Raw genomic sequence first — 20,647 nt, forward strand, 5'->3', positions numbered from 1 at the left:
AAAAAGCTCGCAGGACGCTTCGCGTACTGCGTGGGAAAGTGCTCGCAGGACGCTTGACGTACTGCGTGGAAAAAGCTCGCAGGACGCGTGGCGTCCTGCGCAAATGACTGCGCGCGGGTGGCCGGAAGCGGCCCGCGCAATTCGGGTGTGGGTGACGGATGCTCAATACATGCGTCCGCCCGGACACTTTTTCAATACCGGAGCCCGGCCGACAGTCCGATACCGGGCGACGGCCACCGCGCCCTCAGCCGCCGAAGGGCTTGACCAGGGTCATCTGCGGATCCTTCCAGGAACCCTCGATGCGGTACTGCACACTGGCGAAGCGCGCCACGCGGTCGCCCAGCAGCTTGTTCACCACGAACAAGGCGCCGCCCACCACCGGCGCGCCGACCAGCACCGCCGCCAGCGGCAGGCTGTTGGTGATCGGCAGGGCAACCTGCACCTTGGCGTTGACGCCGTCGCGGACCATGTCCAGGGTACCGTCCAGATCGATGTCGGTGGTGGGACCGCGCAGGGTGATCGGGGTACGCGTCACATAGACCCCTTCGCTGGCCACCAGCAGGCCTTTGACTCGATCGTAGCTCAAACCCTTGCCCAGCACATCGGAGAAATCCAGGCGCAGGCGACGGCCGATGGCATTGAAGTTGAGCAGGCCGAACACGCGCAGAGCCTGGGCGCCGCCCTCGACCTCGACGAACTGGCCATCACGCAAAGTAGCGTCCAGGTTGCCGGAAAAACGCTTGAGCCCGACCCAGGCCGGCGACCCCGGCCAGCGACCATCGGCGTCGAGGTGGAACGACTCACTGGTCACGGTCGGGGCAAATTTCCACGCCTGCAGCACATCGGCCAGGTTCTTGCCTTGCAAGCGCCCGCGGAACCACGTGCTGGAGGCTCCCGGCGCGCCTTCCCATGTGCCCGCGCCGTGCAGCATCAAGCCCTTGAGACCCAGGTCGAGATCGTTGAGGGCGACACCCTTGGAAGTTGGGCGCAGCTTCAACGACCAGCTGCCGATCAACTCTTCGCCCTGCAACAGCTGGCGGATCCTGACATTGACCGCGGGTATCTTGCGTGGGTCGACATTGGCCAAAGGGTCTGGTGCTTCCACCGGGTTGTCGGCCTTGACCGCGTTCGGATCGACCGGCGGCAGGCGCACGGTATCGAGGTCGACGTTGATCGGGATCGCCTTGCCATCGGGCACATCGACCTTACCGGTGATCTGTTGGCTGGCCAGGGCAAGGTGCCAGGCGCTGGGGCTGCGGTTGAGTTGCAAGTGCGCCTGGTCGAGTTGCTGACCGAAGCCCTTGAGCGTGCCGACCTGCAGGTCGACCGCATTGATCAACTGGCTGGCAGTGCCACCCGGATCGCCACCGGTGTATTGCTCGGCCTGCTGCTGCCAGGGCTCCAGATCCAGGGTCGGCAACGCGCCACGGACTCGCAGCCCCTGGGTTGTGGGCATCTGCGGCGTACCAGAGCCGACCAGCAACTCGCCCCGACCATTGGCCAGGTCGGCGGGCGCAGCTACATAGGCAAAACTGGCCAGATCGGCATAGGTGACGTCGAAGCGGCGTTCCCGGCCCTGCAGGTTCATCACGAATACGGTCGGGCGCGCCACAGGGCGTGTTTTGCCAAAGGGCGCCGGCAGGTCGATGTCGACACCCTTGAGGTCGGAGTCGACGCGAAGCTGGCTGTCGGCACCCAGCATGAGCTGCAGCTGGTAGGCAATATCACCGGAGGCCGGCACGGCCTGCTTGACCTGCAACCAGTCGGCCAGGCGCTTCACCGGGATCTGGCTGTGGGCGACGATGCGGGTCAACGGCGCGCCTGGCTTGCCTTCGGCAGAAATCTGCGCCTTCACCGGCTGATCGAACGCCTGGGCAGTGATGCCCTCGCCGCTCAACCCCTTGTCGAAGTCGAAACGAAACGCCCCGCCCAGCTGGCTGAGCGCGAGCTCCGGAGACTTGATCTTCAGGCGGGCCGCGTGGGTGCTGAAATCCACCACGACTTTGGGCTCATGGCCCTTGACCAGCGGAATGTCGAGGTCGAGCCTGCCCTTGAGCGGGCCTTCACCCTGCCAGCCGGCAAAAATGTCGGCGGTGCCGATGGGCGCGGTCTGCAGAATTTTCAAACCGTCGGCCAGGCCCCCGTCGAAGCTGCCTTTGACATACAGGTGGCTTTCCTCGCCAAGGGGTACATGGGGCACAGTGACGGAAACGTCGCTGACCTTGGTGTCGAGGATCTGCCCGCGGTCGGCCAGGATGCGCACGTCACCGTCCTGGATATAGACATTGCCGGCGACCTTGCGCGCCTCCGGCCAACCGGGCTGGAACGCCAGGGTCACGTCGTGGACCTTGAAGAACAGCGTGATACTGCGCGAATGCGCCTCGGCCGCGCTGGCCAGCGAACCCTGGTACTGGAAGTAACCTTGGTCGACCGCGCCGCGCTTGATCGCCGTACGCAGCCACTGGTCGACCGCTGGGCTGAGTACCTTGGGCAGATATTTGCTGGTGTAGGCGCCATCACCATCGACCAGGCCGACGCGCAGGTCCATGTAGGGCTCGGCCTCATGGTGCAATGGCAGACGAATGAGAAAGTCCGCTGCAATTTTGCCTTCTTCGCCCAGCACCTTGATGGCCGGTGCGATCAGGGTGAACGCGTGTTCATCGAGCTTGAAATTCAGGCGAGCGTTGGCCTTGAGGTAATACCAGGGCTTTTCGAAGATCGGGCTCAGGTGCAGCATGAACTTTTCACTGTCCAGGCGCAGCTCGCCCTGGCCGATATCGCCGATCAGGCTACCGCTGACATTGTCCGCCGCCGGGGCGCCGGAATAGGCGTCGAAGCCGACGTTCTCGAGGTTGGCCGCGTAGCTCAGGCGCTCGGCCCCGGTGGCCTTGGGGCGGATGTCGAGCGAGACGTTGCGCAGCACACCGGTGAGGTTCAGGCCGTTGGCGATGGCTGCCACCTGCTTGGGCAGGGGCACCAGCGCGTCCAGCAACGGCGTGATCGGTGTCAGGTCGAGACGATCGGCCTGGATGCGCCACTGCTCCTCGGCCGCGGACGTCGCGGCGCGCTGCTGCAGAGCCACGTGGGTCTGCCAGGGCTTGCCATCCAGGGTCATGGCCAAGGTGCCCAGGTTCAGGTCGAAGCCTTCGGCGCTGCGTTGCGCCCAGGCCTGCAGCTTGAGATCGGCGATGGCGTAGGGCTTGTGCTCGGCGCGGGCACCTTTGAACGTCGGCACATCGAGCTTGACCACGGCTCGCTGGACGTTGGCATCCGCCCAGTCCAGCCAGAACTCGCCGCCCGCCTTGAACTGTTCGAGTTTCCAGGCCTGGGTGTAGCGGCTCGGCAACCATTGCGCCCAGTCGCTTTGCGGCAGGTTCAGATAGACCTGGGCACGGCCCTGGCGCCACCGTTCGGCACGCACCTGTGCCTCCACGTTCAGCGCCAGCGGCTGGCCATCAGGCAAATGCAGGCGCAGATCCAGGCGCTGGCGCTCTTCGCTGGTGCGCAGGCTCAGACCCACATAGGTCAAGGTCAGCGGGTCGTGCTCGAACGGTTGCAGGGTCAGTTGGCTGTCAAGCACCGACAGCCGCTCGACCTGTTGCATCTGCTGCAGCGTGCGCTGCATGTCGAAGGCCTGGTCCTGCTGCTGCGGCAGCCCCTTGAGCGACCACTTGCCGGCAGCATCCTCGACGGCGCTGAGCTGTACGCCGCCCAGTTCGAGATGGGCAATGCGCACCGACCGCGCCAACAGGCTGCCCCACAGGTCCGGCACCACCCTGACTCGATCCAGACGCAGCGCATTGCTGCCCTCGCCCACTTGCACATCGTGAACCAGCAGTATCGGTGCCAGACGGCTCCAGCGCCCTTCCAGGCTGCCGATGCGCACCGGCATGCCCAGCGCTTCGCTGGCACGTGCCTCGATCTGCGCGTCGTATTCGGCCACCAGGGGCACCAGCTGCCGGCCCAGGCTGACGTACAGCGCCAGCAACACCAGCAGCACCGCACACAGCGTCAGCGCCCAACGCGTCAGGCCAGCGAGCACGGCATTCAAGCGGACCATGCAGGCATGCTCCCGCCACAGGCCGCGTCAGCCTGAAAGCCCGAAGCTTGAAGACTGGAAGCCTGAAGACTGGAAAATCGTTTCACTGGCCGTTTCAGAGCAGCACCACATCATATTGTTCCTGGGAATACATGGACTCGACCTGGAAGCGAATGGTTCGTCCGATGAAGGCTTCCAGTTCGGCCACGTTGCCGGATTCTTCGTCGAGCAGCCGGTCGACCACTTTTTGATTGGCCAGCACGCGGTAGCCCACGGCCTGATAGGCCCGCGCCTCGCGCAGGATCTCGCGGAAGATCTCGTAGCACACCGTTTCCGGGGTTTTCAGCTTGCCGCGGCCCTGGCAACAGATGCAGGGCTCGCACAGGACCTGTTCAAGGCTTTCGCGAGTGCGCTTGCGGGTCATCTGCACCAGGCCCAGCTCGGTGATGCCGATGATGTTGGTCTTGGCGTGATCGCGTTCGAGCTGCTTCTCCAGGGTGCGCAGAACCTGGCGCTGGTGTTCTTCATCTTCCATGTCGATGAAGTCGATGATGATGATTCCGCCGATGTTGCGCAGACGCAGCTGCCGGGCAATGGCGGTGGCCGCTTCCAGGTTGGTCTTGAAGATGGTCTCTTCGAGGTTGCGGTGGCCGACGAAGGCCCCGGTGTTGACGTCGATGGTGGTCATCGCCTCGGCCGGATCGACCACCAGATAGCCGCCGGACTTGAGTGGCACCTTGCGGTCCAGCGCCCGCTGGATCTCGTCTTCCACACCGTACAGATCGAAAATGGGCCGCTCGCCCGGGTAGTGCTCGAGACGGTCGGCGATTTCGGGCATCAATTCGGCCACGAACTGCGTGGTCTTCTGGAAGGTCTCCCGCGAGTCGATGCGGATCTTCTCGATCTTCGGGTTGACCAGATCGCGCAGGGTCCGCAGCGCCAGGTCCAGGTCCTCGTAGATCTCGGTCGGCGCCCCGACGGTCTGGATCTGCGCGTTGATCTGGTCCCACAGCCGGCGCAGGTAGCGGATGTCCATGAGGATTTCCTCGGCGCCCGCCCCCTCGGCGGCGGTGCGCAGGATGAACCCGCCAACCTCCTGGATACCCTCTTTCTCGACGCAGTCTGCCACCACCTTCTTCAAGCGTTCACGCTCGCCTTCATCCTCGATCTTCAGGGAAATGCCGACGTGCCGGGTGCGTGGCATGTACACCAGGTAGCGTGAGGGAATCGACAGCTGGGTGGTCAGGCGCGCGCCTTTGGAGCCGATCGGGTCCTTGGTGACCTGTACCACCAGGCTCTGCCCCTCATGGACCAGGGCGCTGATGGTTTCCAGGGTCGAGCCTTCGCGCAGGGAGATTTCCGAAGCGTGGATGAACGCGGCGCGGTCCAGGCCGATGTCGATGAAGGCGGCCTGCATGCCGGGCAGCACGCGCACCACCTTGCCTTTATAGATATTGCCGACGATCCCGCGCCGCTGGGTGCGCTCGACGTGGACCTCTTGCAGGACACCGTTTTCCACCACGGCCACGCGCGATTCCATCGGCGTGATGTTGATCAGAATCTCTTCGCTCATGGCTGGGTCTCGTTCCTGGTGTCTTTATTGTAATGGCGATGGCGCTCCCGGCCGGCCCTCTTCAGGACACTTGCCAGCAGGCGATGCCATTGCGTTGCAGCAGCGCCGCGGTTTCGTACAAACCCAGGCCGACGACGGCAGAATAACTGCCTTCGAGCTTTTCTACGAATATTGCGCCCAGACCCTGGATGCCGTAGCCCCCTGCCTTGTCCACCGGTTCGCCGCTGGCCCAGTAGGCACGGGCTTCGGCTTCGTCTATCGGGCGAAACGTGACCCGCGCCGAGGCCGTGCCGATGTCCATCTGCGTGCCATCGAACAGCGCCGCGGCGGTGAGCACTTCATGGGTGCTGCCGGATAACAGGGCCAGCATTGCCAGAGCATCGGCTTCGTCGCGCGGCTTGCCGAGAATGCGTCCTTGCGCGATCACTGCAGTGTCCGCGCCCAGCACGTGGGCGGCTCCCGGCTGCGACCGCGACTGCCAGCCGGCGCGGGCCTTTTCTTCGGCCATGCGCTGCACGTATGCATGGCTTTCTTCGCCGGGCCTGGGTGTTTCGTCGATGGCGGCGTTGATCACGGTGAAGGGTACGCCGATCTGCGTCAGCAGTTCACGACGCCTGGGCGAGCTGGAAGCCAGGTACAGGGTAGGCATGCAAGGCGTCTCCGCGTCGGGCCGCGCGGGCCCGTCAGTTGATGCCCAGGCGCTTGCGCAAGCCACGCAGCAGGTAGCTGACCCACGGCCAGAGCAAGGCGCTCATCAAGGCAGGCAACAGCAGGGCCAGGGTAGGTTGGCGGTTGCCGGTCAGCGCGCTCAGCCACAGCTGTACCAGCTGCGCCAGACCGAAGACCACGAGGATGACCAGGCTCTGCTGCCACATTGGAAAGATGCGCATGCGCTGGGCCAGGGACAGGATCAGAAAGGTGATGAGGCTGAGGATGAGTGCGTTCTGCCCAAGCAGGGTGCCGAACAGCACGTCTTGCGCCAGGCCGAGGATCCAGGCGGTGGTCATGCCCACCTTGTGCGGCACCGAGAGCGTCCAGTAGGCCAGCAGCAGGGCCAGCCACAGCGGCCGCAACACTTCCATGAACTGCGGCATGGGCGACACGCACAGCAGCAGACCGACGACGAAGGTCAGCCAGATGACCCAGCCATTGCGCGAGCGCGTACCAACCATTATTGCCTCTCCCGTGTGGTGGCCGGCGCAGAGCGCGAAGGTGTCGCCGGCGGGGTTCGCTCAGGGGTGGCGGCCGGGGCCGAGCTGGCACGCGCCGGGGTGGTGGCTGCCGGCGTCGTGGTGTGGGCAGGCGCTGTCGGTGCCGCAGCGGGCGCAGCAGTGGCTGGCGCGGAGGTTGCTGCAGGGACCGGCGTCGCCGGGGTGCCGTCCTGTGGCGCGGCACCCTGGCGGTCGGCCGCCTCTTGCGCCTGCGCAGCTTCGGTAGCCCGCTGCTCCGGCGAGCGACTGTCGCTGAACACCAGCAGCAGATAGCGGCTGCGGTTCAGGGCGGCGGTCGGCACGGCGCGGACGATGGCGAAGGGTTGACCGGAGTCGTGGATGACTTCCTTGACCGTGGCCACCGGGTAACCCGCCGGGAATCGCTGGCCCAGGCCAGAGCTGACCAACAGGTCGCCTTCCTTGATGTCGGCAGTGTCGGCCACGTGGCGCAGCTCGAGCCGCTCGGGATTGCCCGTGCCGCTGGCGATGGCGCGCAGCCCGTTGCGGTTGACCTGCACTGGAATGCTGTGGGTGGTGTCGGTGAGCAGCAGCACACGCGAGGTGTAGGGCATCAATTCGACCACCTGCCCCATAAGGCCACGCGCGTCGAGCACCGGCTGGCCGAGTACCACGCCATCGCGCTCGCCCTTGTTGATCAGGATGCGATGGGTGAACGGGTTCGGGTCCATGCCGATCAGCTCGGCAACCTCGACCTTTTCGTTCACCAGCGCCGAAGAATTGAGCAACTCGCGCAGGCGCACGTTCTGCTCGGTCAGCGCCGCCAGCTTCTGCAGGCGCCCCTGCAGCAACAGGCCTTCGGTCTTGAGTTTCTCGTTTTCGGCCAGCAGCTCGGTGCGGCTGCCGAACTGGCTGGCAACGCCTTCGTACAGGCGCTGCGGCAGGTCGGTGACCCAATAGGCACGCATCAGCACCAGCGACATTTCGCTGCGCACGGGTTTGAGCAGGGTGAAGCGCGCGTCGACGACCATCAGCGCGACCGACAGCACGACCAGCACCAACAGGCGCACGCCCAGTGAGGGGCCCTTGGTGAAAAGCGGTTTAATAGGCCGCTCCTCCCAGGCAAATGTTCATGTGGTCATTCATGTGACGGCAAACCGGCCCGGATCGAAAGTACAGGACGCATACAGGTAGCATCGAAGACGCTACCTGTAAACGACCCCAGGAATCTTTCCCGCGAAGTTATTCGCTGGAGAGCAGATCCATGGTGTGCTTGTCCATCATTTCCAGGGCGCGACCGCCACCCCGAGCCACGCACGTCAGCGGGTCTTCGGCGACGATGACCGGCAGGCCGGTTTCCTGGGCCAGCAGCTTGTCGAGATCGCGCAGCAACGCGCCACCGCCAGTCAGCACCAGGCCGCGCTCGGCGATGTCCGACGCCAGCTCGGGAGGCGACTGTTCCAGCGCGCTCTTGACGGCCTGCACGATAGTCGCGAGCGACTCCTGCAGGGCTTCGAGCACTTCGTTGGAGTTCAGCGTGAAGGCACGTGGAACGCCTTCGGCGAGGTTGCGCCCACGCACGTCGACTTCACGCACTTCGCCGCCTGGGTAGGCGGTGCCGATTTCCTGCTTGATGCGTTCGGCGGTGGATTCGCCGATCAGGCTGCCGTAGTTGCGACGCACGTAGGTGACGATGGCTTCGTCGAAGCGGTCGCCGCCCACACGCACGGATTCGGCATAGACCACGCCATTGAGCGAGATCAGGGCGATTTCGGTGGTACCACCGCCGATGTCGACGACCATCGAACCGCGGGCTTCCTCGACCGGCAGGCCGGCGCCGATGGCGGCCGCCATGGGCTCTTCGATCAGGAACACTTCGCGGGCACCGGCGCCCAGCGCCGATTCACGGATGGCACGGCGTTCCACCTGGGTGGATTTGCAAGGCACGCAGATCAGCACGCGCGGGCTGGGCTGCAGGAAGCTGTTCTCGTGCACCTTGTTGATGAAATATTGCAGCATCTTTTCGCAGACGCTGAAGTCGGCGATCACGCCGTCCTTCATCGGGCGAATGGCGGCGATGTTGCCGGGAGTACGGCCGAGCATGCGCTTGGCTTCGGTACCGACCGCAACGACACTTTTCTGATTACCGTGGGTCCGAATGGCCACAACTGATGGCTCATTCAGGACAATACCGCGCTCACGCACGTAAATAAGGGTGTTGGCAGTGCCCAGGTCAATGGAAAGATCGCTGGAAAACATGCCACGCAGTTTCTTGAACATGGGAAAAGGACCCTAGGCAACGCGTGGGTAAAAAAGTGCGGCAAACTCTAACAACGGCGGGGATTTTGGGCAAGGCGCCAATATGTTAAATTGGCTGTTTTTCCGGGCACGCCTGCACTCGATCGCGGCCATATGACCACAGAAGTGCGATAGTGTTCCCCAAAACCACGGCTTTGCCGTATTTCATTTTCCACTGGAGATCCCCATGGCGCTTGAACGCTGCGACGTGGAAAAAATCGCTCACCTGGCCCGCCTGGGCCTGAATGAAGCCGATATGCCACGCACCATCGAAGCACTGAACAGCATTCTGGGCCTTGTCGACCAGATGCAAGCGGTCGACACCAGCGGCATCGAACCCCTGGCCCACCCACTGGAAGCCAGCCAGCGGCTGCGCGCCGACCAGGTGACCGAGCGCAACCAGCGTGACGCCTACCAGGCCATCGCACCGGCGGTCGAGAACGGCCTGTATCTGGTTCCGAAAGTCATCGAGTAAAGGGAAAGAGCCTGCCATGCATCAACTGACACTGGCCGAGATCGCCCGCGGACTCGCCGACAAGAAATTTTCTGCCGAAGAACTGACCCGGACCCTGCTGGCGCGTATCGCCGAGCTGGACCCGCAGCTCAACAGCTTCATCACCGTCACCCCCGAGCACGCCATCGCCCAGGCGCAGGCCGCCGATGCGCGCCGAGCCAATGGCGAGGGCGGCGCCCTGCTGGGCGCGCCGCTGGCCCACAAGGACCTGTTCTGCACCCAGGGCATCCGCACCAGTTGCGGGTCGAGGATGCTCGACAACTTCCAGGCGCCCTATGACGCCACCGTGGTGGCCAGGCTCAATGCAGCGGGCGCGGTGACCCTGGGCAAGCTGAACATGGACGAATTCGCCATGGGTTCGGCCAACGAGAACAGCCACTACGGCCCGGTGAAGAATCCCTGGAACCTGGCCCACGTGCCCGGCGGCTCCTCGGGTGGCTCGGCGGCAGCCGTGGCGGCGCGCTTGTTGCCGGTGGCAACGGGCACCGACACCGGCGGTTCGATCCGTCAACCGGCGGCCTTCACCAACCTCACCGGTATCAAGCCGACCTACGGCCGCGTGTCTCGCTGGGGCATGATCGCCTACGCTTCCAGCCTCGACCAGGCCGGCGTGCTGGCACGCAACGCCGAGGATTGCGCCCTGTTGCTGCAAGGCATGGCAGGCTTCGACCCGCAGGACTCCACCAGCATCGATGAGCCCGTGCCCGACTACAGCGCCACCCTGGGCGGCTCGCTGCAAGGCCTGCGCATCGGCGTACCGAAGGAATACTTCGGTGCCGGCCTCGATCCGCGCATCGCCGACCTGATTCACGCCAGCATCGAGCAACTGCAGAAGCTGGGCGCAACCATCAAGGACATCAGCCTGCCGAACATGCAGCAGGCAATTGCCGCCTACTATGTGATCGCGCCGGCCGAGGCCTCTTCGAACCTGTCGCGCTTCGACGGCGTACGCTTCGGCTATCGCTGCGAACACCCCAAGGATCTCACCGACCTGTACAAGCGTTCGCGCGCCGAAGGCTTCGGCCCGGAAGTACAGCGCCGCATCATGGTCGGGGCCTATGCACTTTCGGCGGGCTACTACGACGCCTATTACCTGCAGGCGCAGAAGATCCGCCGCTTGATCAAGAACGATTTCATGGCCGCCTTCGAAGACGTCGACATGATCCTCAGCCCGACCACGCCAAACCCGGCCTGGAAGCTGGGCGCCAAGAATGCCGACCCGGTTGCCGCCTACCTCGAAGACATCTACACGATCACCGCCAACCTGGCCGGCCTGCCGGGCCTGTCGATGCCGGCCGGTTTCGTCGATGGCCTGCCGGTCGGCGTGCAGCTGCTGGCCCCCTATTTCCAGGAAGGCCGCCTGCTCAATGCGGCGCACCAGTACCAGCAAGTCACCGACTGGCACACTCGCGCGCCTGAAGGCTTCTAAGGAGAAACATCATGCAATGGGAAGTCGTGATCGGGCTGGAGATTCATACCCAGCTCGCCACCCAGTCGAAGATTTTCTCCGGCAGCTCCACCACCTTCGGCTCCGAGCCGAACACCCAGGCCAGCCTGGTCGACCTGGGCATGCCCGGCGTACTCCCGGTGCTGAACCAGGAAGCCGTGCGCATGGCCGTGATGTTCGGCCTGGCAATCGACGCCGAAATCGGCCAGCACAACGTGTTCGCGCGCAAGAACTACTTCTATCCCGACCTGCCCAAGGGCTACCAGATCAGCCAGATGGAGCTGCCGATCGTCGGCAAGGGCCACCTGGACATCACCCTGGAAGACGGCACGGTCAAGCGTATCGGCGTGACACGCGCGCACCTGGAAGAAGACGCCGGCAAGAGCCTGCACGAGGACTTCAGCGGCAGCACCGGCATCGACCTCAACCGTGCCGGCACACCGCTGCTGGAAATCGTTTCCGAGCCCGACATGCGCAGTGCCAAGGAAGCCGTGGCCTACGTCAAGGCCATGCATTCGCTGGTCCGTTACCTGGGCATCTGTGACGGCAACATGGCCGAAGGCTCGTTGCGCTGTGACTGCAACGTGTCGATCCGGCCCAAGGGCCAGGTCGAGTTCGGCACCCGCTGCGAGATCAAGAACGTCAACTCGTTCCGCTTCATCGAGCGCGCCATCAACAGCGAGATCGCGCGCCAGATCGAACTGATCGAAGACGGCGGCAAGGTCATCCAGCAGACCCGCCTGTACGACCCGAACAAGGACGAGACACGCGCCATGCGCAGCAAGGAGGAAGCCAACGACTACCGTTACTTCCCCGACCCCGATCTGCTGCCGGTGGTGATCGAGGATTCGTTCCTGGAAACCACCCGGGCCACCCTGCCCGAGTTGCCGCCCGCCAAGCGCGAGCGCTTCAAGAACGAGTTCGGCCTGTCTGCCTACGATGCCAGCGTCCTCGCGTCGAGCCGTGAGCAGGCGGACTTCTTCGAGCAGGTGGTGGCCAGCTGCGCCGATGCCAAGCTTGCCGCCAACTGGGTCATGGTCGAGCTGGGCAGCCTGTTGAACAAGCAGGGTGTGGAAATCGAGGATTCGCCGGTCAGCGCCGCACAACTGGGTGGCATGCTGCAGCGCATCAAGGACAACACCATCTCCGGCAAGATCGCCAAGATGGTTTTCGAAGCCATGGCCAACGGTGAAGGCGATGCAGACCAGATCATCGAGGCGCGGGGCCTGAAACAGGTCACCGACAGCGGGGCAATCGAGAAGGTGCTCGACGAAGTGCTGGCTGCCAATGCCGAGCAGGTCGAACAGTACCGCGCGGCAGACGAAGCCAAGCGCGGCAAGATGTTCGGCTTCTTCGTCGGCCAGGCAATGAAAGCCTCGAAGGGCAAGGCCAATCCGCAGCAGGTCAACGAGCTGCTCAAGAGCAAGCTGGCCGGTTGATGCGCCGACGCCTTTTCTGTAGCAGCGGCGCGAGCCGCGTCCGGCGCAGTTGTAGCAGCGGCGCGAGCCGCGTCCGGCTTCAACGCGGTGAAGCAAACGGACCGCGTATACCGCCGACGCGGTTTGCGCCGCTGCTACAGGCGCTGCGTGTGTGCTGTGTCGGTGCAATTGCCGTGCTGGCGGGCTGCGCCGGCCAGAACGACCTCATCGACCCGCGCGGCTACAACCGCGAGGGGGTCGCTTCCTACTACGGCGCACGCCATCATGGTGCTCGCACCGCCAGTGGCGAACGCTTCGATCAATACGGTCTCACCGCTGCCCACCGCCAGCTTCCATTCGGTACCCGGGTAGTGGTGACCAATTTGTCCAACAAGCGCAATGTAGTGGTGCGGATCAACGATCGCGGCCCACACTCGCGCGGGCGCCTGATCGATGTGTCGAAAGGCGCTGCCGAAGAATTGGGCATGCTGCGCAGCGGCACGGCCAGAGTGCGCGTGCAGACCTTGCAAGACTGACCTGGAGCCACCGTTATCCCCGATCTTGCCACCCTGCCCGGCCCGACCTTGCTGCAATTGTTCGCAGGGCTGCTGCTGCTGATTGCCGGCGCCGAGTGCCTGGTGCGCGGCGCCGTGCGCCTGGCGGCCGCGCTCAAGATCAGGCCGCTGGTAGTGGGCCTGGGCGTGGTTGCGCTGGGCAGCAGTGTGCCGCAGCTGGCCGTCAGCCTGCAGGCGACGTTCGTCGGTACGCCGGACATCGCCGTCGGCAGCCTGGTGGGCAGCAATATCTTCAGTTTGCTGGTGACCCTGGGGCTGTCCGCGCTGATCATTCCGCTACGGGTTTCGCGGCAACTGCTGCGGCTCGATATTCCTCTGTTGATCGCAGCCAGTGCGCTGGTGTTCGGGCTGGCCCTGAACGAGCAGTTGGGGCGCCTGGAAGGCGGCGTCCTGCTTCTGGCCCTGGTCGGCTATCTAGGCGTGCTGTGGCGCCAGTCTCGGCATCCGGGCCGGGTGGCGACAGCCCAGGGCACAGCGCCCTGGCTCAAGTGCCTGGGCATGATGCTCGGCGGCTTGCTGCTGCTGGGCGCGGGCAGCCACTGGCTGCTGGAAGCGGCGCTGGAGCTGGCCACCGATTTCGGCTTGTCGGACCGGGTTATCGGGTTGACCATCGTGGCCGTCGGCACCTCACTGCCGGAACTGGCGACGTCGTTGGTCGCCGCCTTTCGCGGTCACCGCGAGATCGCAGTGGGCAACGTCATCGGCAGCAACCTGTTCAACCTGCTCGGTGTGCTCGGCCTGACCGCACTGCTGGCACCCGCGCCCCTGAGCGTGTCACCCAATGCGCTGGACTTCGACCTGCCGGTGATGCTCGGCGTCACCCTGTTGTGCCTGCCGCTGTTCTATTCCGGATACCGGGTCACGCGGATCGAAGGGCTGGTGCTGCTGGGGTTGTACGTGGCGTATGGCCTGCACGTGGTGGCGTTCACCACGGGCATGCCATTGGCGGCCAGGCTGGAAGAGCTGATGCTGTTCTACGTGCTGCCGTTGCTGGCGGCGGTGGTGCTGTGGGGCACCCTGCGCGCCTGGCGCCGACAGCACTGAGCCAGGCGGCCTCCTACCTTGCCCGACGCTTCTTGACCATCCAGGCCACGGCCAGCACCCCAAGCCACAAGGGAATCAACAGCACCGAAATGCGGATTCCCGGCGTCATGTACATGATCACCAGAATGCCCGCCAGGAACAGCAGGCATACCCAGTTGGTGATCGGGTAGCCCCAGCTGGGGAAGAACGTCGCCTGACCGTTGGCGCGCATGGCCTTGCGAAACTTCAGGTGAGTGATGCTGATGATGCCCCAGTTGATGACCAGTGCGGACACGGCCAACGCCATCAACAAGCCGAAGGCCTCGCCCGGCATCAGGTAGTTGATGACCACGCTCAACCCGGTCGCCATGGCGGAAATACCCAGCGCTTTCATGGGCACGCCACGGCGGTTGACCTTGAGAAGGGTCTTGGGCGCATCGCCCTGCACCGCCAGGCCGAACAGCATGCGGCTGTTGCAATAGACGCAGCTGTTGTACACCGACAGCGCCGCGGTCAGCACTACCACGTTGAGCACGGTTGCCACTACGTTGCTGTCCAGCGCATGGAAGATCATCACGAACGGGCTGCCACCTTCGACCACTTTCTGCCACGGATACAGCGACAACAAGATGGTCAAGGCGCCCACGTAGAACAGCAGGATCCGGTAGATCACCTGGTTGGTGGCCTTGGGGATGCTGCGCTTGGGATCATCGGCTTCGGCGGCGGTGATGCCGACCAGCTCCAGGCCACCGAAGGAAAACATGATGACCGCCATGGCCAGGGTCAATCCACCGATGCCGTTGGGGAAGAAGCCGCCGTATTGCCACAGGTTGGCGATGCTGGCGTCCGGCCCACCGCTGCCGGTGGCCAGCATCCAAGCGCCGAAGCCGATCATGCTGACGATGGCGGCGACCTTGATCAGCGAAAACCAGAATTCCATCTCGCCATAGATCTTCACCTGGAACATGTTGATCGCGTTGATCAGCACGAAGAACACCGCGGCCGAGGCCCAGGTCGGCACGTCCGGCCACCAGTACTTGATGTAGATGCCCACGGCGGTCAACTCGGCCATGCCTACCAGCACATACAGCACCCAATAGTTCCAACCGGACATGAAGCCGGCCAGGCCGCTCCAGTAGCGGTTGGCGAAATGGCTGAAGGTACCGGTGACCGGCTCTTCAACGACCATTTCGCCCAGCTGGCGCATGATGAAGAAGGCGATCAGGCCGCCGATCGCGTAACCCAGGATGACCGACGGGCCGGCCATGCCGATGGTCTGGGCGATGCCCAGGAACAGGCCGGTGCCGATCGCCCCGCCCAGGGCAATGAGCTGGATATGCCTGTTTTTCAGACCCCGATGCAGACCTTCGGGGGTGGATTGATCATCCATTGCGGTTCCTTAGCGGGTGAATGCTTGCGGGTGTGCAAGCAGCGTCTAGATCCAGCCGCCCCACTGCAACAGGAATATTCCGATATTGGTGGTGATGGCTGCCGCCAGGGTGGTGATGACGATGATGGCGGCGGCGAGCGAATAGTTGCCGCCGCTGGCCCGCACCATGACATAACCGACCGAGGCCGAAGGAGCGCCAATATACAGGAACAGAATGCCCAGTTCCGCCCCGCGAAAGCCCAACAGCCAGGCACCGAAGGTACCGACGATCGGCAGCAGGATCATTTTCACCGCGCTGGCACTCAGCGCCACCGAACCACTGCTGCGCAATGCGGCCAGCGACAGGGTCCCGCCGATGCAGATCAGCGCCAGCGGCAGGCTCATTTGCGCGACGTAGTCAGCGGAGGTCAGGATCCAGTTGGGAATGGGCACCTGCAACCAGGCGAAGGGCACGGCCAATACCACGCTGATGATCAACGGGTTGACCAGGATGCTCTTGCAGATGCTGAGCGGATCGGACTTGATGTTCGGGCTGTAGATCGCCAGCACCACCACCGACAGCGAGTTGTAGAGCACGATCACCAAACCGGCGAGGATCGAGCCCAGGGAGATGCCGTAGTCGCCATACATGCTGCCCGCCAGGGCCAGGCCGATGACACCGTTGTTGCCGCGAAAGGCGCCCTGGGTGAACACCCCACGGTCGACTTGCGGGCATCGCTTGGTGGCGATCCACCAGGCGATGGCGAAGCTGCCCACCGTGGCCACCACGAAATACACGAGCAGGCCCGGCTTGAGTGCAGAGCGCAGGTCGGCATGGTAGATGCCCAGAAACAGCAGCGACGGCATGCAGACGTTGAACACCAGGGCCGAGGCGGTCTTGATGAAGTTGTCGTTGATCCACTCGATCCGCTTCAGCCCGTAGCCGAGAAACAGCATGGCGAACACCGGAGCGGTCACGTTCAGGGTCTGCAGAAATAGGGCGAGCATGCCGGGGAACCTGTTGCCTGGGGTCAGGCGACAATGATAGCGAGGATGTGGGGGGCAGGCGGGGAAATTCTGGAAAGGTATGGCAGGCAGGGCCGCTTCGCGGGCAGAGGGCTGGCCCCCCGCCCCGCTCCCACAGAGATCCTCGGTGTATGCAGGATTTCCGTAGGAGCGGTCAGCGGCCGCGAAAGCCGCACTGCAGTTTCGAGACTTACTGCGGACCCATCTTGTCCATCAGGGCGGCGAGCATTTCGTACTCTTCGCCGGTCAGGTCGGTCAGCGGGGTGCGCACCGGGCCTGCGTCGTAGCCGGCAATCTTCGCGCCTGCCTTGACGATGCTGACTGCGTAGCCGGATTTACGATTGCGAATGTCCAGGTAAGGCAGGAAGAAGTCGTCGATCAACTTGCCCACGGTGACATGATCTTCAGCGGCGATTGCGCGGTAGAAGTCCATGGCGGTCTTCGGGATGAAGTTGAACACGGCGGACGAATACACCGGCACACCCAGAGCCTTGTAGGCCGCTGCATAGACTTCGGCGGTCGGCAGGCCACCCAGGTAGCTGAAGCGATCGCCCAGACGACGGCGGATCGACACCATCAGTTCGATGTCGCCCAGGCCGTCCTTGTAGCCGATCAGGTTCGGGCAGCTTTCGGCCAGGCGTTCCAGCAATGGCGCGTTCAAACGGCAGACATTGCGGTTGTAGACGATGACGCCGATGTTGACCGATTTGCACACGGCCTCGACGTGGGCGGCTACGCCGTCCTGGCTCGCTTCGGTCAGGTAGTGCGGCAGCAGCAGCAGACCCTTCGCACCCAGGCGCTCGGCTTCCTGTGCATACTCGATGGCCTGGCGGGTGGAACCACCGACGCCGGCGAGGATAGGCACGCTGGTGGCGCAGGTGTCGACGGCAGTCTTGATCACTTGCGAGTATTCGCTGGCAGCCAGGGAGAAGAACTCACCGGTGCCGCCGGCGGCGAACAGGGCGCTGGCGCCGTAGGGGGCAAGCCATTCCAGGCGCTTGATGTAGCCTTCGCGATGGAAGTCGCCCTGAGCAGTGAAGTCGGTTACTGGAAAAGACAGCAGGCCGTGATTGAGGATGGACTTTAGTTCTTGTGGATTCATTGTTTGAACACCCTGAGTCGCATGGAAAATTGAACAACCAAGCAGCCATGGCTGGCTGATGTCGTACGTCATCGTACAACTACTTATGCAGTTCCTCAATAGGTTGAACGAAGTATTTTCAGATTGTCCCTGATGGGCTTCACCGAACGCCGAGACGACACACGGGATCCCTGTAGCAGCGGCGCAAGCCGCGTCCGGCCGCACCGCGTTCTGCCAGGTACACCGCGCCAACCGCCGACGCGGCGTTCAGCCTCTGCCCGCTTCGGCTTCCTGGTGCGCCTGGCGCAAACGCTCGCGGCTGTTGGTCAGGTGCAGGCGCATGGCTGCGCGTGCGGCATCGGCATCCTGGCGGGCGATGGCGTCGTAGATTTCCTCGTGCTCGCGACTGAGCCGAGTCATGTAGTGCTGCTGGTCGTCATGTGCCAGACGTGCCGAATTCAGGCGGGTACGGGGAATGATGCTGGTGCCCAGGTGCGTCATGATGTCGGTGAAATAGCGGTTGCCGGTGGACAAGGCAATCTGCAGATGGAACTGGAAATCGGACGCCACTGCATCGCTGGCATGGGCCGCGCTTTCGTTCAGCGCATCGAGGGCCGCGCGCATCGCCGCCAGTTGCTCGGGCGAGCGACGGCTGGCGGCCAGCCCGGCGGACTCCACTTCCAGGCTGATACGCAGCTCGAGCACGGCCAGCACATCGCGCAAGGTCACGATGGTCGCCGGATCGATGCGAAAACCACTCGGGCTGGGCGTATCCAGCACGAAGGTGCCGATGCCATGGCGGGTTTCGACCTGACCTGCCGCCTGCAGCCGGGAAATGGCTTCACGCACCACGGTCCGGCTGACGCCCTGCTCTTCCATGATGGCCGACTCGGTAGGCAGCTTGTCGCCACGCTTGAGGTCACCATCGAGGATGCGCTGGGTCAGCACGGCCACCAGTTCCTGGGCCAGGCTGCGCGGTTTGCGACGGGCGCGTGGGGCGGCGCTCTGAGTATCCATAGTGAAAGTCATTCTCGAAACGGTCGGTGATTGGAGCAATCATAGCCTAAAGCGGGTTGTACGATCATGGCATGAGCTGCCGCAGGGCCCGGCGGGCGGGCGAATGCCGCCTGCCCAGGCGCGCAGGGCGCCAGCCAGAGCGCTGCACGCGGGTTCACCGACGCACGGGGCGTTTCTGCAATTTGCGTTGCAGGGTACGCCGGTGCATACCCAGCGCTCGCGCCGTGGCGGAAATGTTGCCGGCGTGCTCGGTGAGCACTCGCTGGATGTGCTCCCATTGCAGGCGGTCGACCGACATCGGATTTTCCGGCACCAGCGTGTCGAGGTCAGCGTGTTCGGCCGACAGCGCCGCCAGTACGTCATCGGCGTCGGCCGGCTTGCACAGGTAGTTGCAGGCGCCACGCTTGATCGCCTCCACTGCAGTGGCGATGCTCGAATAGCCGGTGAGAATCACCACGCGCATTTCCGGATCCAGCTCCAGCAGCTTGGGCAGCAGCACCAGGCCCGAATCGCCTTCCATCTTCAGGTCCAGCGCGGCGTAGTCGGGTACATCGTCCTGGGCCAGCTTCAAGCCTTCCTCGGCGCTGCCTGCGGTGCTTACGCGAAAGCCTCGGCGGGTCATGGCACGGGCCATCACGCGGGTAAACGTGGCGTCGTCGTCCACCAGCAACAGGTGCGGCAGCTCTTCGCCTTCGACTTGGTTTTCGTCAGTCATCGATCATCTCCTGGGACGCCACGGGGCAGGCGCAGCTCGGTGAGCGTGCCGCCCTCTTCATGACTATAGAGTTTTACCGAGCCGCCGGCGCGAGTCACGCTGGCCTTGCTCAAGAACAGGCCAAGGCCGAAGCCCTTGCCCTTGGTAGTGAAGAACGGTTTGCCGATCTGCTCGGCAATGGCCAGGGGAACACCCGCGCCGTGGTCGCGGATGACGATGAAGATGTCTTCACTGTCCCAGTCCAGCTTGACCTCGAGGTTGTCGGGGCAGGCATCGGCGGCGTTGTTGAGCAGGTTGAGCAGCGCCTGGGTGAGGTCCGGAGGCGGCGACAGGTGCGGCACCTCGCCTTGGCCCAGGCGGTGGAAACGGTAGCTGGACTCGGGGCGCATCAGATGCCAGCGATTGAGGGCTTCGTCGAGCCAGGCGGTGACCGGCTGATCGACCACGGCCATGCGTCGGTTGGCTTCGGCAGCCCGCACCAGTTGCTGGAGGGTTTCCTTGCACAGCTTGACCTGATCCTGCAGCACCTGCAGGTCTTCCTGCAGTTCAGGCTGGGGATGGTCCTGGCGCATTTCCTTGAGCAGCACGCTCATGGTGGCGAGCGGCGTACCCAGCTCATGGGCAGCGCCCGCAGCCTCGGTGGCCACGGCCAGCAGTTGCTGGTCACGCAGGCCCTCTTCGCGGCGCTGGGCACGCAGCTGTTCCTGGCGCCGCAGCTCCTCGGCCATCTTGGCGGCGAAGAAGGTAATCACCGAAGCAGCCAGGGCGAAGCTCAGCCACATGCCGTAGATCTGCAGGTTTTCACGGCCGATCGGCAGCGTGTCGAGGGGGTAGAAGTGCGCCAGCATGAAGGTGTAGCAGGCCAGCGCGATGCCTGAGAGCACCAGGGAGTAGACCCACGGCAGGGTCACGGCCGCAATGGTCAGGGGCACTAGGTAGTAGGACACGAACGGATTGGCGCCGCCGCCCGAATAGTAGAGCAGGACACTGTGGATCAGCAGGTCGCAGGCCAGTTGCAGGGCGTACTCGAGCTCGGTGACCGGCAACGAGAAGCGCAGGCGCAGGACGGTCAGCGCGCAGAGTATGGCAGACACCGCCAGCGTGGTGCTCAGCGCCAGCCAGGGCAACGGCAGCAGGTGCGTCAGGTAGGCGAAACCGACCGAACCGGCCTGAGCGGCCAGTACCAGGGTGCGGATGAAGGTCAGGCGCCAGAGGTTCTGGCGTGAAGCGGAAAGAGGCATAGGATGGGCGAGCATTTGCTCTCCAGTGAGCGCTGCAGGCGGATCGGTGCAAGTATAACCAACTCGACACGCCGACAGCGGAAACTGCGGCAAATGACCGCGCGAAACGCATGAACCTGGCTCGTTCAGGAACCGCATCCGG

17 protein-coding genes are annotated in these 20,647 nt (G+C 64.0%); 5 read left to right on the forward strand and 12 right to left on the reverse strand.

Annotation, left to right across the window (positions count from 1 at the left end):
- Positions 1–244: 244 nt before the first annotated feature.
- The 6 genes from H7993_RS08630 to mreB all read right to left on the reverse strand — a co-directional run bounded on the left by H7993_RS08630 (position 245) and on the right by mreB (position 9,061).
- On the reverse strand, positions 245–4,060 hold the full coding sequence (locus H7993_RS08630; RefSeq protein ID WP_185794054.1) for a YhdP family protein: 3,816 nt from the start codon (positions 4,058–4,060) through the stop codon (positions 245–247).
- A gap of 94 nt (positions 4,061–4,154) precedes the next feature.
- Positions 4,155–5,612, reverse strand: coding sequence for a ribonuclease G (gene rng / locus H7993_RS08635; RefSeq protein WP_122479513.1), 1,458 nt, complete (start codon positions 5,610–5,612; stop codon positions 4,155–4,157).
- A 61-nt stretch (positions 5,613–5,673) separates the two neighbouring features.
- Positions 5,674–6,261: a Maf family protein gene (locus H7993_RS08640; protein WP_185794055.1), complete on the reverse strand. Its 588-nt coding sequence runs from the start codon at positions 6,259–6,261 to the stop codon at positions 5,674–5,676.
- 34 nt (positions 6,262–6,295) lie between these two features.
- A complete protein-coding gene (gene mreD / locus H7993_RS08645) occupies positions 6,296–6,784 on the reverse strand; it encodes a rod shape-determining protein MreD (RefSeq protein WP_122479515.1) in 489 nt (162 codons plus the stop codon).
- Positions 6,784–7,857 (reverse strand): rod shape-determining protein MreC, encoded by a 1,074-nt coding sequence (mreC, locus tag H7993_RS08650; RefSeq protein ID WP_206683013.1) that lies wholly within the window; start codon positions 7,855–7,857, stop codon positions 6,784–6,786. Before mreC ends, mreD begins: the two co-directional genes overlap by 1 nt.
- A 166-nt stretch (positions 7,858–8,023) precedes the next feature.
- Complete coding sequence (gene mreB, locus H7993_RS08655) at positions 8,024–9,061, reverse strand: rod shape-determining protein MreB (protein WP_008371426.1); 1,038 nt, start codon at positions 9,059–9,061, stop codon at positions 8,024–8,026.
- Positions 9,062–9,266: 205 nt separating this feature from the next.
- Between mreB and gatC the strand changes: the two genes are divergently transcribed.
- From gatC to H7993_RS08680, 5 genes are all read left to right on the forward strand, one after another.
- Positions 9,267–9,554, forward strand: coding sequence for an Asp-tRNA(Asn)/Glu-tRNA(Gln) amidotransferase subunit GatC (gene gatC, locus H7993_RS08660; protein WP_122713462.1), 288 nt, complete (start codon positions 9,267–9,269; stop codon positions 9,552–9,554).
- A 16-nt stretch (positions 9,555–9,570) separates the two neighbouring features.
- Positions 9,571–11,022, forward strand: a complete 1,452-nt coding sequence (gatA, locus tag H7993_RS08665) for an Asp-tRNA(Asn)/Glu-tRNA(Gln) amidotransferase subunit GatA (RefSeq protein WP_185794056.1) — start codon at positions 9,571–9,573, stop codon at positions 11,020–11,022.
- Positions 11,023–11,033: 11 nt separating this feature from the next.
- On the forward strand, positions 11,034–12,479 hold the full coding sequence (gene gatB, locus H7993_RS08670; RefSeq protein ID WP_185794057.1) for an Asp-tRNA(Asn)/Glu-tRNA(Gln) amidotransferase subunit GatB: 1,446 nt from the start codon (positions 11,034–11,036) through the stop codon (positions 12,477–12,479).
- Positions 12,480–12,628: 149 nt separating this feature from the next.
- The gene (locus tag H7993_RS08675; RefSeq protein WP_240998815.1) at positions 12,629–12,994 is read left to right on the forward strand and encodes a septal ring lytic transglycosylase RlpA family protein; all 366 of its coding nucleotides are present in this window, start codon (positions 12,629–12,631) and stop codon (positions 12,992–12,994) included.
- A gap of 57 nt (positions 12,995–13,051) precedes the next feature.
- Positions 13,052–14,077 (forward strand): calcium/sodium antiporter, encoded by a 1,026-nt coding sequence (locus tag H7993_RS08680; RefSeq protein WP_185794213.1) that lies wholly within the window; start codon positions 13,052–13,054, stop codon positions 14,075–14,077.
- Between the two features lie 13 nt (positions 14,078–14,090).
- Here H7993_RS08680 and H7993_RS08685 read toward each other — a convergent pair whose 3' ends face one another.
- The 6 genes from H7993_RS08685 to H7993_RS08710 all read right to left on the reverse strand — a co-directional run bounded on the left by H7993_RS08685 (position 14,091) and on the right by H7993_RS08710 (position 20,520).
- On the reverse strand, positions 14,091–15,446 hold the full coding sequence (locus H7993_RS08685) for an amino acid permease (RefSeq protein ID WP_185794059.1): 1,356 nt from the start codon (positions 15,444–15,446) through the stop codon (positions 14,091–14,093).
- A 45-nt stretch (positions 15,447–15,491) separates the two neighbouring features.
- A complete protein-coding gene (locus H7993_RS08690; RefSeq protein WP_185794060.1) occupies positions 15,492–16,433 on the reverse strand; it encodes an AEC family transporter in 942 nt (313 codons plus the stop codon).
- Positions 16,434–16,641: 208 nt separating this feature from the next.
- Positions 16,642–17,553, reverse strand: a complete 912-nt coding sequence (gene kdgD / locus H7993_RS08695) for a 5-dehydro-4-deoxyglucarate dehydratase (protein ID WP_122479523.1) — start codon at positions 17,551–17,553, stop codon at positions 16,642–16,644.
- A 246-nt stretch (positions 17,554–17,799) separates the two neighbouring features.
- Positions 17,800–18,549 carry a FadR/GntR family transcriptional regulator gene (locus H7993_RS08700; RefSeq protein ID WP_185794061.1) on the reverse strand — a complete coding sequence of 250 codons (750 nt, stop codon included), beginning with the start codon at positions 18,547–18,549 and terminating at the stop codon, positions 17,800–17,802.
- A gap of 154 nt (positions 18,550–18,703) precedes the next feature.
- Complete coding sequence (locus tag H7993_RS08705; protein ID WP_122479525.1) at positions 18,704–19,264, reverse strand: response regulator transcription factor; 561 nt, start codon at positions 19,262–19,264, stop codon at positions 18,704–18,706.
- The gene (locus tag H7993_RS08710) at positions 19,261–20,520 is read right to left on the reverse strand and encodes an ATP-binding protein (RefSeq protein WP_122479526.1); all 1,260 of its coding nucleotides are present in this window, start codon (positions 20,518–20,520) and stop codon (positions 19,261–19,263) included. The genes H7993_RS08705 and H7993_RS08710 overlap by 4 nt, the downstream gene beginning before the upstream one ends.
- Positions 20,521–20,647 lie beyond the last annotated feature (127 nt).

Source organism: Pseudomonas baltica, assembly GCF_014235765.1.
GTDB lineage: Bacteria > Pseudomonadota > Gammaproteobacteria > Pseudomonadales > Pseudomonadaceae > Aquipseudomonas > Aquipseudomonas baltica.

Bases quoted from the DNA above. Each gene is read 5' to 3' on its own strand.
- mreB (WP_008371426.1), bottom strand. From the start codon at position 9,061: ATGTTCAAGAAACTGCGTGGCATGTTTTCCAGCGATCTTTCCATTGAC.
- H7993_RS08690 (WP_185794060.1), bottom strand. From the start codon at position 16,433: ATGCTCGCCCTATTTCTGCAGACCCTGAACGTGACCGCTCCGGTGTTC.
- H7993_RS08685 (WP_185794059.1), bottom strand. From the start codon at position 15,446: ATGGATGATCAATCCACCCCCGAAGGTCTGCATCGGGGTCTGAAAAAC.
- gatA (WP_185794056.1), top strand. From the start codon at position 9,571: ATGCATCAACTGACACTGGCCGAGATCGCCCGCGGACTCGCCGACAAG.
- kdgD (WP_122479523.1), bottom strand. From the start codon at position 17,553: ATGAATCCACAAGAACTAAAGTCCATCCTCAATCACGGCCTGCTGTCT.
- H7993_RS08630 (WP_185794054.1), bottom strand. From the start codon at position 4,060: ATGGTCCGCTTGAATGCCGTGCTCGCTGGCCTGACGCGTTGGGCGCTG.
- gatB (WP_185794057.1), top strand. From the start codon at position 11,034: ATGCAATGGGAAGTCGTGATCGGGCTGGAGATTCATACCCAGCTCGCC.
- H7993_RS08640 (WP_185794055.1), bottom strand. From the start codon at position 6,261: ATGCCTACCCTGTACCTGGCTTCCAGCTCGCCCAGGCGTCGTGAACTG.
- H7993_RS08710 (WP_122479526.1), bottom strand. From the start codon at position 20,520: ATGCTCGCCCATCCTATGCCTCTTTCCGCTTCACGCCAGAACCTCTGG.
- H7993_RS08705 (WP_122479525.1), bottom strand. From the start codon at position 19,264: ATGACTGACGAAAACCAAGTCGAAGGCGAAGAGCTGCCGCACCTGTTG.
- rng (WP_122479513.1), bottom strand. From the start codon at position 5,612: ATGAGCGAAGAGATTCTGATCAACATCACGCCGATGGAATCGCGCGTG.
- gatC (WP_122713462.1), top strand. From the start codon at position 9,267: ATGGCGCTTGAACGCTGCGACGTGGAAAAAATCGCTCACCTGGCCCGC.
- mreD (WP_122479515.1), bottom strand. From the start codon at position 6,784: ATGGTTGGTACGCGCTCGCGCAATGGCTGGGTCATCTGGCTGACCTTC.
- H7993_RS08700 (WP_185794061.1), bottom strand. From the start codon at position 18,549: ATGGATACTCAGAGCGCCGCCCCACGCGCCCGTCGCAAACCGCGCAGC.